Origin of the sequence: Streptomyces griseicoloratus (assembly GCF_014534645.1) — a bacterium.
Classification (GTDB): Bacteria; Actinomycetota; Actinomycetes; order Streptomycetales; family Streptomycetaceae; genus Streptomyces; species Streptomyces griseicoloratus.
In genome coordinates, this window is sequence record NZ_JACVQF010000182.1 from 83408 (window position 1) to 95651 (window position 12244).

The 12244-nt window shown below is 74.5% G+C and carries 12 protein-coding genes; 7 read left to right on the forward strand and 5 right to left on the reverse strand.

Going from position 1 to position 12244, the window contains the following annotated elements:
* Nucleotides 1-3 precede the first annotated feature (3 nt).
* Nucleotides 4-1161 carry a type ISP restriction/modification enzyme gene (locus H0H10_RS10940; protein ID WP_188180685.1) on the forward strand — a complete coding sequence of 386 codons (1158 nt, stop codon included), beginning with the start codon at nucleotides 4-6 and terminating at the stop codon, nucleotides 1159-1161.
* Nucleotides 1162-1414: 253 nt separating this feature from the next.
* Here H0H10_RS10940 and H0H10_RS10945 read toward each other — a convergent pair whose 3' ends face one another.
* The 3 genes from H0H10_RS10945 to sigK form a co-directional block, all read right to left on the reverse strand.
* A complete protein-coding gene (locus tag H0H10_RS10945; protein ID WP_188180686.1) occupies nucleotides 1415-1681 on the reverse strand; it encodes a hypothetical protein in 267 nt (88 codons plus the stop codon).
* A 115-nt stretch (nucleotides 1682-1796) separates the two neighbouring features.
* The gene (locus H0H10_RS10950; protein WP_188180687.1) at nucleotides 1797-2606 is read right to left on the reverse strand and encodes an anti-sigma factor; all 810 of its coding nucleotides are present in this window, start codon (nucleotides 2604-2606) and stop codon (nucleotides 1797-1799) included.
* On the reverse strand, nucleotides 2603-3145 hold the full coding sequence (gene sigK, locus H0H10_RS10955) for an ECF RNA polymerase sigma factor SigK (RefSeq protein ID WP_188180688.1): 543 nt from the start codon (nucleotides 3143-3145) through the stop codon (nucleotides 2603-2605). Before sigK ends, H0H10_RS10950 begins: the two co-directional genes overlap by 4 nt.
* Before the next feature lie 175 nt (nucleotides 3146-3320).
* Between sigK and H0H10_RS10960 the strand changes: the two genes are divergently transcribed.
* Entirely contained in the window at nucleotides 3321-4979 is a 1659-nt protein-coding gene (locus H0H10_RS10960; protein ID WP_188180689.1) for a serine/threonine-protein kinase, read from the forward strand.
* Nucleotides 4980-4989: 10 nt separating this feature from the next.
* Here H0H10_RS10960 and H0H10_RS10965 read toward each other — a convergent pair whose 3' ends face one another.
* On the reverse strand, nucleotides 4990-5796 hold the full coding sequence (locus H0H10_RS10965) for an SGNH/GDSL hydrolase family protein (RefSeq protein ID WP_188180690.1): 807 nt from the start codon (nucleotides 5794-5796) through the stop codon (nucleotides 4990-4992).
* Between the two features lie 646 nt (nucleotides 5797-6442).
* Between H0H10_RS10965 and H0H10_RS10970 the strand changes: the two genes are divergently transcribed.
* From H0H10_RS10970 to H0H10_RS10990, 5 genes are all read left to right on the forward strand, one after another.
* A complete protein-coding gene (locus tag H0H10_RS10970) occupies nucleotides 6443-7270 on the forward strand; it encodes a glycosyltransferase family 2 protein (RefSeq protein ID WP_188180691.1) in 828 nt (275 codons plus the stop codon).
* Nucleotides 7267-8265: a glycosyltransferase family 2 protein gene (locus tag H0H10_RS10975; protein WP_188180692.1), complete on the forward strand. Its 999-nt coding sequence runs from the start codon at nucleotides 7267-7269 to the stop codon at nucleotides 8263-8265. Before H0H10_RS10970 ends, H0H10_RS10975 begins: the two co-directional genes overlap by 4 nt.
* Nucleotides 8258-9073 (forward strand): polysaccharide deacetylase family protein, encoded by an 816-nt coding sequence (locus H0H10_RS10980; RefSeq protein ID WP_188180693.1) that lies wholly within the window; start codon nucleotides 8258-8260, stop codon nucleotides 9071-9073. The genes H0H10_RS10975 and H0H10_RS10980 overlap by 8 nt, the downstream gene beginning before the upstream one ends.
* Before the next feature lie 773 nt (nucleotides 9074-9846).
* Nucleotides 9847-10941, forward strand: coding sequence for a DUF5925 domain-containing protein (locus H0H10_RS10985; protein WP_188180694.1), 1095 nt, complete (start codon nucleotides 9847-9849; stop codon nucleotides 10939-10941).
* A gap of 16 nt (nucleotides 10942-10957) precedes the next feature.
* Nucleotides 10958-11725: a DUF72 domain-containing protein gene (locus H0H10_RS10990; RefSeq protein ID WP_188180695.1), complete on the forward strand. Its 768-nt coding sequence runs from the start codon at nucleotides 10958-10960 to the stop codon at nucleotides 11723-11725.
* 79 nt (nucleotides 11726-11804) lie between these two features.
* Here the strand turns inward: H0H10_RS10990 and H0H10_RS10995 are convergent, their stop codons facing one another.
* Nucleotides 11805-12173: a GntR family transcriptional regulator gene (locus H0H10_RS10995; RefSeq protein WP_188180696.1), complete on the reverse strand. Its 369-nt coding sequence runs from the start codon at nucleotides 12171-12173 to the stop codon at nucleotides 11805-11807.
* Nucleotides 12174-12244 lie beyond the last annotated feature (71 nt).

A 12244-nucleotide genomic window follows, 5' to 3' on the forward strand; every position in this document is an offset into this window, starting at 1 on the left:
ACGATGCCCGGCGTGACGCACGACGACGCTCCGCCGCTGGCGGACCTCATGCCGTGGTCCGTCGCACCGCCGCGGCTCGGCCGGGGATGGCCGACGGCCCCCGACGCGGCGTCCCTGAAGGCCCGCTGGGACGCGCTGATGAAGGCGGAGGGACCCGACCGCGAAGCCCTGTTCGAGCCCACGCGCGCACGGACGCTCCACTCGGCGGTGGGGCGGCTGCCCGGCGGCTCGGGTGGCACGGAGCGGCTGGCGCGCGCCTCGGGCCCGTGCCCGGAGCCGGTACGTGTGCTGCGCGCGCCCTTCGACGAGCAGTGGCTGATCCCCGACCAGCGGCTGATCGACGCGGCCCGGCCGGAGCTGTGGCGGGTGGCCGACGAGCGTCAGGTGTTCGTCGTGGAGACCCCCGACGCCCCGGGCCCCCGGCTCCTCGCGACCTCACGGCTCCCGCTGCTCGGCCCCGCCCGCCTGCGCCCGCTCTACCGGCGCCCCGGCGCGGCGGAACCGAACCTCGCTCCCGGGCTGCTGGACCACCTGGGTACCCGCCTCGGCCGGCGTCCCGACCCGCTGGACGTCCTGGCCTGGATCGTGGCGGCCGTCCGCCGCGGCCCCGTGGTGCCGCTCACCGCGGACCCGGCGCTGTGGGAGCGCGGTGTCGAGCTCGGCCGCCGTGCGCTGTGGCTGATGCGGCGCGACGGGGAGCGCCCCAAGCTGCCCGGCGGCCGTCGCCCCTACGTCCGCGCCCCGCTGCCCGCGCGGCCATCGGCCCTGCGCTACGACCGGGAGGAGGAGGCCCTCCACCTCGACGACGGCCGCATCTCCCCGGTGCCGCCCGGCGCCTGGGACTTCGAGGTGGGCGGGGTGCGCGTGCTGGAGCACTGGTTCGCGGCCCGCACCGCCGAGGCCGAGGCGGGCACGCTCGCGGCGATCCGCCCGCCGGTGTGGCCGCAGGTGTGGACCTCCGAGCTGCTGGAACTGATCACGGTGCTCGCCCTGCTCGCCGAACTTCACCCGGAGCTGGAGGCGTTGACGGTGACGACGCCGATCACGGCGGCCGAGCTGCGCGAGGCGGGTGTCCTGCCGGTACCGGGCGGCGCACGCCGGCCGGCCTCCGTCCTGGACGGCCGGGAAGAGGGCCCGGAGGGCCAGTTGGCACTGCTGTAGGCCCCGACCGCTGGGCGAACCCGTCCGCGCCGCTCGCCGTGCACCGGTGCGCGCACGGCGAGCGATGAGGGATCGGGGTCCGGGAACAGCCCCACGGGCGGGGGCTCGTCTCCGTCACCGCCGGGCGGGGAGACGGCGCGGGCGGGGACGTGCCCGCGCTCGGGATCACACCGGGCGCCGCCGCGTGCCGTGGGGATGAAGGACGGGTGCGCGGCGTCGCGCCGGGACGGTGTGACCGCCGGAGAGCGGGCCCTCAGTTGCCGAACAGCGAGCGGCGCAGCCGGCGCAGAGGCGCGAAGAGCGAGACCCGGCGCACCCGGGCGCCCCGGCTGCTGCGCTCGTGTCCGGTGTCACGCGCCGTCAGCTCACGCATCAGCGAGGTGGCCTCGACCGTCTCGCGCTGCGGGAGGGCGGGCCCTCCGAGCACCGAGAGATGCCGGTCGAGCCGCGAGCTGGTCGCACTGCTCCCGCAGGTGATCGCAGGGACCCTGGCCCTGCTGCGCACTGTTATCTGTTCCATGTCACTCCCCACCCGTACGAGTCCACCCGGCCCGGGCAGGGTAACCCTATCGCCCCCTCGGGGCACGCGTGTATCGCGGGCGCAGGATTCACCTTCGCCGTAAGGGGGTTGACGGTCACTCTCCGAATCCAACGGATTCCAGGGCGAGTTGGACGACCGGCCGACTCGTGGGCCGGGGCGACCCTCCTTCGGGCTCCACGGTCACGGCGAGTGACGTGGCGGTCCGGTCGAGGCCGGAGGCGGGCAGGGGTGTGTCGCCGTCCAGCAGTCCGAGCGAGCGCGGCTGCGCGCCGGGGCGCATGAGCCACAGCTGGTGCACACGGCCGCCCGCAGGATCGCCGTATCCGCTCAAGGTGACGACCGCCCGCCCCGTGGAGGCGGAGGCGATCACTCCGATCCCGCGGCCGCGGTCGTCCCGGCCGCCGGCCGCGCGGACGTCCGGGGCGGCGAGAACGTGGGCGATCTCACGCGCCCGGTCCCGCGCGGTGTCCAGCTCGTCCCGGGTCCGGTCGGCCTGCACGGCGAAGAGCGCGGCGACGACGAGGGCGGCGGCTGCCGTCGCCGTGGCGTACGGCACCAGCAGGGGGCGCGGCCGGCACGCACGGGGGCGCGCCGGCGGCTGACCGCCCCAGACGTGGGGCGGGAGCCGGAGCGCGCGCCCGGGATCGGGCGCGGGATCCTGGGGTGTCGTGCGTACGGCCGCCAGGACCCGGTCGCGCAGGGCGGCGGGTGCCGGCTCGGCGGTGGAACGGGACAGGCGGACGGTGTCCTCGGCCAGGTTCCGCACCTCGGCGGAGCAGCGGTCGCAGCCGTCCAGGTGCCGTTCGAAGCGGACCCGCTCGACGGGTTCCAGGGCGTCGAGCGCGTAGGGGGCCGCGAGCGAGTGGAGGCGGCCGCGGCGCGGCAGCCGGCCGGGCGGGCTCATGCCTCACCTCCCAGGCAGTCGCGCAGGCGGTTCAGTCCGTCTCTCATCCGGGTCTTCACCGTGCCCAGGGGGACGGAGAGCCGTTCGGCGACCTCCCGGTAGGTGTAGCCGTCGTAGTAGGCGAGCGTGAGCGACTGGCGCTGCAGGGCCGTGAGGCGGTCCAGGCACCGGCGCACCCGCTCGCGTTCGAGTCCCGCCTCCACCTCCTCCAGGACCTGGTCGAAGGCCGGGGGCCGGGCGCGCCGGGCCTCGCGCCGCTCGCGTTCGCCGGCGGCGCGGGCGCTGCGGACCCGGTCGACGGCGCGGCGGTGGGCGAGGGTGAGGACCCAGGACAGGGCGCTGCCCCGGCGGGGGTCGAACCGCGCGGCGGACCGCCAGAGTTCGAGCAGCACCTCCTGCGCCACCTCCTCCGACTGCGCGGGGTCGCGCAGCACGCGCCGCACGAGTCCGTACACGGGTCCGGACACCACTGCGTACAGCTCTTCGAATGCCTTCTGGTCACCGTCCGCCACGAGCGTCAGGAGCTCGTCCGCCTCCACCCGGTCCCCTTCCGTCCGTCACGCCCTCCGGACGGTGTTACGGATCGGCCGTCCGAAAACGCGGGCCGGGGGCCCGATTGGTGTCCAGGGGGGCGGCATCCGGGCTCGGTTGAGCTACTTTTGGGGAGAATTGCGGGGAGAAACCGTGCGAGACGTCGACGTCTAGGGGGCGCCGGTGTTCGAGGAACCCGGCAGTGAGCGTGTGATCGCCGGCCGCTACCGTCTCCTGTCCCCTCTGGGCGAGGGCGGCATGGGCACGGTGTGGCGCGCCCGCGACGAGGTGCTGCACCGCGAGGTGGCCGTCAAGGAGGTGCGCGCGCCCGCCGGGCTGCCGGACGCCGAGGTGCGGCGGATGTACACCCGGCTGGAGCGGGAGGCGTGGGCCGCCGCCCGGGTCGCGCACCGGGGCGTCGTCACGGTGTACGACGTGGCCACCGACGGCGGCCGGCCCTGGATCGTGATGGAGCTGGTCCGCGGGCTCTCCCTGGCCGATCTGCTGGACGCCGAGGGCCCGCTGCCGCCGCGCCGGGCCGCGCAGATCGGCGCGGAGGTGCTGGCGGCGCTGCGGGCCGCGCACGCGGTGGGCGTGCTGCACCGGGACGTGAAACCGGGCAACGTGCTGCTGGCGAACGACGGCCGGGTGGTGCTCACCGACTTCGGGATCGCCATGGTCGAGGGAAGCTCCGCGCTGACCATGACCGGCGAGGTCGTCGGCTCGCCCGAGTTCCTGGCCCCGGAGCGGGCGCTGGGCCGCACGCCCGGCCCCGAGTCCGACCTGTGGTCGCTGGGGGTGCTGCTGTACGCGGCGGTCGAGGGGGCCTCGCCCTTCCGTCAGGACACCCCGCTGAGCACCCTGCGGGCCGTCGTCGACGAGGAGTTGCCGCCGCCGCGCCGGGCCGGAGCGCTCGCCCCGGTCGTCGAGGGCCTGCTGCGCAAGGACCCGGCCGAGCGGCTGCCGGCCGAACGGGCCGAGCAGGAGCTGCGGCTGATCGGCGCCGGGGGTGCCGCCTCCGGGGGAGACACCCCGCACGCCGGCACGGCGTCGGCCGGCGCGTACGCCCCGACGGTCACGGCCCGCCCCGGGCACGGGGCGCCGACCCCGCCGCAGCCGGTTCCGGCGACGGGGGCCGGGCCGCAGACCGCCGGGGCGGCGGCCGCACGGCCGGGTCGGGACCGGCGGGCGGCCGTCGTGCTGGTGCTGGGGCTGGCCGCCCTGGTGCTGGCGCTGGCCGGACTGACGTACGCCCTGCTGAACCGCGGCGACGGGGGCGGCGGTGAGGAGGGCGCGGGCGGCCCGCGCAGTACGGAGGCGACTTCGTCGGCGCCGGGCCGGCCGGAGAGCAGCGGAGAGCCGGGCCCGTCGACCGGCGGCAGCGACGACGACGGTGACGGAAGCGGTTCGGCGAGTCCTCCCGCGCCGCAGTCGTTGCGGGTGTCCGTGGCGGGCTCGCGCACGGAGTACGAGGGGGCCTGTCCCCCGCCGCACGCGCACGCGCCGGCGTTCACGGCGACGTTCACGGTCGGACGGTTGCCGGCGCGGGTCGGCTACCGCTGGGTGACCCTGGACGGGACGGTGTCCGATCCAGGGTGGCGGACGCTGGAGTTCCCGGCGGGCGGTGGTCACTCGCGGCAGGACACGGTGGTCGTGACGACGGACCTCGACAGCGGGGCGGTCGAGAGCGCGGTCCGCGTCGAGGTCCGGGATCCGGTGGAGGCCACGTCGAACTCGGTGCCGTTCTCGGTGACGTGCGGGACGGAGACCCCGACGGGCGGGGCCTCCCCTTCTCCCTCTCCTTCCTCTTCTCCTTCCGCTTCCGCTTCGGCGTCTCCCTGACGGGAGGCGGTCAGGCGGCGGCGGTGAGGACCGGCAGGTAGCCGCCCGACTGGCCGGCCGCGGTCGGGTGGTAGGACTCGCCGATGTTGAGCCAGTTCACGCTGTGCAGCCAGGAACTGCCGGAGCAGATCTCGTGGCCGGTGAAGGTGCCGCGTACGTCACCGAAGGTGAAGCCGTGGGCGGCGGCGCGTTTGGCGATCGCCGTGTTGAGGTGGTCGGAGGCGTCGTTGATCGCCTTCCGCTTGGTCTCGGAGAGGCCGATGCAGGACGTGCCGAGCTGGTAGAAGCGGGGGTAGCCGATGACGACGACGTGGGCGTTGGGAGCCCTGTTGCGGATGGCCGAGTAGACGCCGTCGAGTTTGCCGGGCAGCGTCGAGTCGACGTACGCCCGGGCGGTGGCGATGCGGGACAGGCAGGAACTGTCGGACTGGAGCACACAGGTCGTCATGACGTCGGCGAAACCGGCGTCGTTGCCGCCGACGCTGAGGGAGACCAGCGAGGTGGTGGAGCCGAGGGGGCCCAGCTGACCGGCGAGAACATCACCCGTACGGGCGCCGGAGCAGGCGGTGAAGTCGAACGTCGAGGGTGAGTGGGCCGCCGCCCACAGGTACGGGTGGGCCTTGGTGCTGCGCTTGCAGTCGCCGCTGGAGCTGATGTAGCTGCCCGCTCCGACTCCGGAGGAGTAGGAGTCGCCGAGGGCCACGTAGCCGCCGGCCAGGGCGGATTGGGCCGCCTGCGCCGACGCCGCCCCGGTGAGGGCGGCGCCGACGGCGAGGAGGAGCGAGGCCAGATAGCCGACAAGTCGGGAACGTCTCATGGAACCTCCCTTTAGCAGGATCTCTGCGTCAACCGTCGTACCAGCTACGCGTGTTGACGGGTAGTGTCCATGCCAACAATGCCCATACAGAGTCGTTCAAACTCGGACGAAATTCGGTCAGGGTGCCCATGCCGCCTTGACGGCCCCCACGGGGCTGGGCGACATTGAGGCCCGGCATCCGGGGCTTCGGGGGGCAATTCGGCCATGCACGCCATAGGCATCAAGACAGCCACAACGGACGTGCAGCCCCAACCCGCTTCCCGCAAAGCGCGGATGACAGGCAAACCAACAAAAACGTGAGGCCACGTTCCAGGTCTTGCCATACGGGTTCAATCGTCAATACCGTCATACATCTCACCCGCACCGGTCTGTCATCAAGCGGCTCCAGGGGAGGGCTCAGGGACCGCGACGGCCCGGGCGGGGCGCGGTAGGGGGGTGCCGTGCTCGGTGACCGCGTTCGTGACCGAGTCGTGCCGCGCGGCCGGCTGCCGTTTTCCAGGCGCCGGCGGGCTTTGCCGGCTCGCCCGGCATGTACGGGGATCCATGCCGTCGTGCCCCGGGTGAGAACCAACCCCCCTTTCGAACCGGACACAGAGCCGGACCGCCCCTGGGGCGGGCGGTCCGCCGGACGAGAGGGACCAGACTCATGAGCTCAGTTCTGCAGCCGGCGAGCACCGGCAAGGATCCGTCGCCCGCCGGGAAGTACCGGCCCGTCTCCTCGCACCTGGCCATAGCGCCGCCGGTGAGCGTGGTGATACCCGCCATGAACGAGGCGGAGAACCTGCCGTACGTCTTCAAGACGCTGCCCGACTGGATCCACGAGGTCGTCCTCGTGGACGGCAACTCCACCGACAACACGGTCGAGGTCGCGCGGGAGCTGTGGCCGGACGTCAAGGTCGTCGAGCAGCGCGGCAAGGGCAAGGGGGACGCGCTGATCACCGGCTTCAAGGCGTGCACCGGCGACATCATCGTGATGGTCGACGCGGACGGCTCCGCCGACGGCCAGGAGATCGTGTCGTACGTCTCCGCCCTCGTCTCGGGCGCGGACTTCGCCAAGGGCTCCCGCTTCGCCAACGGCGGCGGCACCGACGACATGACCTTCATCCGCAAGCTCGGCAACCGCGCCCTGTGCGCGGTCGTCAACCGCAAGTTCGGCGCCCGCTACACCGACCTGTGCTACGGCTACAACGCGTTCTGGCGGCACTGCCTGGAAAAGATCGACCTCGACTGCACGGGCTTCGAGGTCGAGACCCTGATGAACATCCGGGTCGTCAAGGCCGGGCTCAAGGTGCAGGAGATACCCAGCCACGAGTACCTGCGCATCCACGGCGTCAGCAACCTGCGCGCCGTGCGGGACGGGCTGCGGGTGCTCAGAGTCATCCTCCAGGAGCGTTCCAACCGTCGTGCGCTGCGCAGCCGTACGCACTCGCCGACGCTCGTGTCGGTCGGATCGGCCCGGGGGAAGGTGTCTTGAGCGGTCCGGGCATCTCCGTCGTGATCTGCGTCTACACCGAGGACCGCTGGGAGGACATCCTCGCGGCGGTCTCCTCGGTGCGGGCGCAGTCCCACCCGGCCCTGGAGACGCTGCTGGTCGTCGACCACAACGACGCGCTCCGGGAGCGGCTGGCCAAGGAGTACAAGGAGCACGAGGCGGCCGGGGAGGTGCGGGTGCTCGCCAACGCGGGCCCCCGCGGGCTGTCCGCCGGCCGCAACACCGGGATCGCCGCCTCGCGGGGTGAGGTGATCGCCTTCCTCGACGACGACGCCGTGGCCGAGCGCGACTGGCTCCGGCACTTCGCCGCGGGGTACGCCGACCCGAAGGTCATGGCCGTCGGCGGGCGCACGGTGCCCGTCTGGGCGTCGGGGCGCCGGCCGGCCTGGTTCCCCGAGGAGTTCGACTGGGTGGTGGGCTGCACGTACCGGGGTCTGCCGCCCGGCCGGGTCCGGGTGCGCAACGTGCTCGGCGGGAACGCCTCGTTCCGGCGCGAGGCGTTCGACGCGGCGGGCGGTTTCGCGACCGGCATCGGACGCGACGGCGACAAGCGTCCGCTCGGCTGCGAGGAGACCGAGCTGTGCATCCGGCTCTCCCGCGCCCGGCCCGACGCGGTGCTGCTGATCGACGACCGGGCGGTGATCCACCACCGGGTGCCCGAGGCCCGGGAGCACTTCGGCTACTTCCGGACCCGCACCTACGCCGAGGGGCTGTCCAAGGCCCTGGTGGCACGGAGCGTCGGCGCGGACAAGGGCCTGGAGTCCGAACGCCGGTACACCACCCGCGTCCTGCCGGCCGGAGTGGCCCGCGGGCTGCGGGACGCCGTGCTGGCCCGGCCGGGCGGCGCGGGCAGGGCGGGCGCGATCGTCGCCGGGGTGCTCACGGCGGCGGGCGGGTACGTGGTGGGGAGCGTACGGGCGCGGCGGGGCGGGGCGACGTTCTCGGTGGCGCCGGTCGAGGGGGCGGCACATGACTGAGGCTCACCAGGCCGACGCGCGCGTGCCGGTCCTCATGTACCACGCGGTGGCGGCCGAACCCAACGACGCCACCCGGGTGCTGTCGGTGTCGCCGGAGGCGTTCGCCGAGCAGATGGCGCTGATCGCCGGCCGGGGCCTGACCCCGATCGGCACGACCGACCTGGCCGCCGCCTGGCGCTCCGGCCGCCCGCTGCCGAAGCGGCCCGTCCTCGTCACCTTCGACGACGGCTACGAGGGCGTGCACCGGCACGCCCTGCCGGTCCTGGCCAAACACGGCTTCACGGCCACGGTGTTCGTCTCGACCGGCTGGCTGCGCGGACCGTACGACACCGGGGGCGGGCTGGACACCATGCTCGACTGGGACCAGGTCCGGGACCTGGCCGGGGAGGGCGTGGAGATCGGCGGGCACAGTCACACGCATCCGCAGCTCGACCAACTCGGGGACGAACGGCTGCGGTACGAGCTGATCCACTGCAAGGAGATCATCGCGGACCAGCTCGGCACCGCACCGGCCTCCTTCGCCTACCCCTACGGCTACTCCGACCGCCGGGTGCGGGAGGCGGTGCGCGAGACGGGGTACGCGCAGGCACTCGCCGTGGGCAACGGCCTGGCACGCCGCCGCCAGGGGCCGTACGCGCTGCGCCGCGTCACCGTGCGCCGCAGCACGGGTCTCGACGAGTTCGAGCGCCTGGTCGAGGGGCGCGCGATCGCCCGCACCTTCGCCCGCGACCGCACCCTCACCAAGGGCTACGCCCTCGTCCGCCGAACCCGCCGCCTACGCGCCCGCGCGTTCCTCAAGTCGCCCTGACCCACCCACGGGAACACGGCACCGGCACCGGCACCGGCACCGGCACCGACGCCTGACGGCCACACACGTCGGCACCCTGACGGGACGGGCCGGGCCGGGTGCGGTGCCGTGCGCGGCGGTGTGCGGGAGGCGACCGGGCCGCGTCACCCCAGGCCGACTGCCCAGCGCCGACTGCGCGCCGCGCACGCCGACGCCGTGTCGGACCGGGCGGGCGGGCCGGTGCCGGCGCGACCGGGCGGCCCCGACGGCCTCACCACCGGCACGCAGGCGGGACCGGCACAGGCACCTGACCCGCCCGGAGGCAGCAGAGCACCGCCCCCGGCGGCCACACCGACGCCCGGGCACGTCCCGGCACCACCGACCGACCCACCCGCACCGGCACCCGGGCACGTCCCGGCACCACCGCACGATCCGCGCGCACCGGGCGCGGCACCACTGCCGACGGCCCGGACACGTCGGCACCGTGACGGTCCGGGCCGGGTGCGGTGCCGTGGCCGGGGGCGTGAGGAAGGTGAGCGGGCCGCGTCGTACGGACCAGGGCGACTGGGCGGCGCCGGCCGCGTGTCGCGCACGGCCGTGCCGTGTCGGGTGACGGTGCGGTCGGGCAAGTCCTGCGGTGACGGCAGTGGTCGCCGGGCCGCCCGGCGCGGGAACCGTGTCGCCGTCCGGTACGGCGGCGACCCGAGCCGCGTCGGAAGCCCGCCCGCCCACGTCGGGGGGCGGTGGCCGGGAAACCGGGTGCACACGGCGTCCGCGTGCCCGATCATGGCGGCATGTCCGCGAACCCACACGACGCCCTGCCGATCCGGCTCAACGTCGACGACAGCGACTCCCCCTCCGATGTCGTCGACGCGCTGTTCCTCGGCCGTTTCGCGACGGGCGAGCAGCCGTACGCGCACGCGGCGAACATCGACCGCGTACGGTCCGGGGCGACGCTGCTGCCGCCCGGAGCGCGCGTGCTGCGGGCCGCCCGCGACGACGACCGCAGCGCCACGCTCGCGGAGGGCGACGGCTGGACCCTGCTGGTCTCGCGCTGGAACCGCGGCGCCGACGTCACGGTGACGGCGACCAGCGCCGAACTGGCCGAGAAGGTGCTCGGCGACGCGACGGACGGCGCGGCGGACGAGCCCGAGCCGCAGCCGGAGAACGTGACCATGGGCTTCTGGTACGTCTCCCCGCGGCGCGGCCCGCACCGCACCACCCGGCAGATCTCCGCGGGCACCTGGGACGAGATCCGCGCCAACTACACCGCCCCGGTGGCCGAGGCGATGGACCGCCTGATGAAGACGACCCCCGAGGACATCGCGGGCCGCCTGCTGCTCCTGCACGGGCCGCCCGGCACCGGCAAGACCTCCGCGCTGCGCACCCTCGCCCGGTCCTGGCGGGACTGGTGCCAGGTGGACTGCGTACTGGACCCGGAACGGCTCTTCTCCGACGTCGGCTATCTGATGGACATCGCCATCGGCGAGGAGGACGCGGCGGGCAAGGGACGCTGGCGGCTGCTGCTCCTGGAGGACTGCGACGAGCTGATCCGCGGGGAGGCCAAGCACACGGCCGGCCAGGCACTGTCGCGGCTGCTGAACCTGACGGACGGCCTGCTCGGCCAGGGCCGCAACGTCCTGGTGGGCGTGACCACCAACGAGGACCTGGAACGCCTCCACCCCGCCGTCGTCCGCCCCGGCCGCTGCCTGGCCCGCATCGAGGTCGGCCCGCTGACCCGGCCGGAGGCGGTGAGCTGGCTCGGCACCGAGGACGGCGTCGGGCGCGAGGGCGCGACGCTGGCGGAGCTGTACGCGCTGCGCCGCGGCACCTCGCCGACCGCGCTGCCGGAACCGCGGGACGGGGCGCGGGCGGGGCTCTACCTGTAGCTGCTTTGATGGGGGTATGACCCTGTTCGTCGGCACGTCGGGCTGGCAGTACCGGGACTGGCGGGACGCCCTGTACCCGCCGGGCCTGCCCGTGCGGCTGTGGCTGGAACGGTACGCGGCCGGCTTCGCGACGGTCGAGATCAACAACGCGTTCTACCGGTTGCCGACACGGGAGACCTTCGAGGCGTGGCGGGAACGGGTACCGGCGGACTTCGTGGTCGCGGTCAAGGCGAGCCGCTACCTCACCCACATCAAACGCCTGCGGGACCCCGAGGAGCCGGTGCACCGCCTGATGAGCCACGCGGCGGGCCTGGGCGACCGCCTGGGCCCCGTCCTGCTGCAGCTGCCACCGACCCTGCGGGCCGACGCACGGCTGCTGGACGCCTGCCTCGCGTGTTTCCCGCCGGGCACGCGGATCGCGGTGGAACCCCGGCACGACTCCTGGTGGACGCCCGAGGTGCGGGACGTCCTCACGTCCCGGGGCGCCGCCCTGTGCTGGGCCGACGTCCTGGCCCGCCCGGTCACCCCCCTGTGGCGCACCGCCGACTGGGGCTATGTCCGCTTCCACCAGGGACGCGCCGCCGCCTGGCCGCACTACGGCAGCCGGTCCCTGCGGACCTGGGTGGACCGTGTCGCGACGACCTGGGCGGACGACCACGACGTGTACGCGTACTTCAACAACGACCCGAACGCGGCGGCGGTGGGGGACGCTCGGACCTTCGCCCGGCTGGCGCGGACAGCGGGCCTGACGGTCACCCGGACGCCCGAAGGGGTGCGGGCGTGACGGCGTGCGGCTCCACCGGGCGGGCGCTGACCAGCCGTGACGCACCCGCAGACGGGTGCTGCCCTGGCCGGGACCGCGCTCAGTCGCCGTAGGCCGCCCGCAGGGCGTCCCGAACGGCGGCCGTCGCGTCCTTCTCCGTGAGCCCGAGCCGCCGGGCCCGCTCGGCGTAGACCTGCGCGGCGGACGCCAGCTCGCGCTCGGCCGCCGAGCCCGCGGCCGCGACGAACGTGCCGTTGCGCCCGCGCGTCTCGATCACCCCGTCCGCCTCCAGGGCGCGGTACGCCTTGGCGACCGTGTTCGCGGCGAGCCCCAGGGACTCGGCGAGGCCCCGCACGGTCGGCAGCCGGTACCCGACCGGCAGCGCCCCCGACCGCGCCTGCTCGGAGATCTGGGCGCGCACCTGCTCGTAGGGCGGCGCGCCGTCGTCGATGTGGATCTGCAAGGTCACGCGGCGATTGTCGCGCACCCGGCGGAAAATGGGAGGCATCGGGGCGTGCGCTCGCCGTAGCGTGCGCCTCC

Bases quoted from the DNA above. Each gene is read 5' to 3' on its own strand.
- H0H10_RS10970 (WP_188180691.1), top strand. From the start codon at position 6,443: ATGAGCTCAGTTCTGCAGCCGGCGAGCACCGGCAAGGATCCGTCGCCC.
- H0H10_RS10945 (WP_188180686.1), bottom strand. From the start codon at position 1,681: ATGGAACAGATAACAGTGCGCAGCAGGGCCAGGGTCCCTGCGATCACC.
- H0H10_RS10940 (WP_188180685.1), top strand. From the start codon at position 4: ATGCCCGGCGTGACGCACGACGACGCTCCGCCGCTGGCGGACCTCATG.
- H0H10_RS10950 (WP_188180687.1), bottom strand. From the start codon at position 2,606: ATGAGCCCGCCCGGCCGGCTGCCGCGCCGCGGCCGCCTCCACTCGCTC.
- H0H10_RS10990 (WP_188180695.1), top strand. From the start codon at position 10,958: ATGACCCTGTTCGTCGGCACGTCGGGCTGGCAGTACCGGGACTGGCGG.
- H0H10_RS10965 (WP_188180690.1), bottom strand. From the start codon at position 5,796: ATGAGACGTTCCCGACTTGTCGGCTATCTGGCCTCGCTCCTCCTCGCC.
- H0H10_RS10985 (WP_188180694.1), top strand. From the start codon at position 9,847: ATGTCCGCGAACCCACACGACGCCCTGCCGATCCGGCTCAACGTCGAC.
- H0H10_RS10980 (WP_188180693.1), top strand. From the start codon at position 8,258: ATGACTGAGGCTCACCAGGCCGACGCGCGCGTGCCGGTCCTCATGTAC.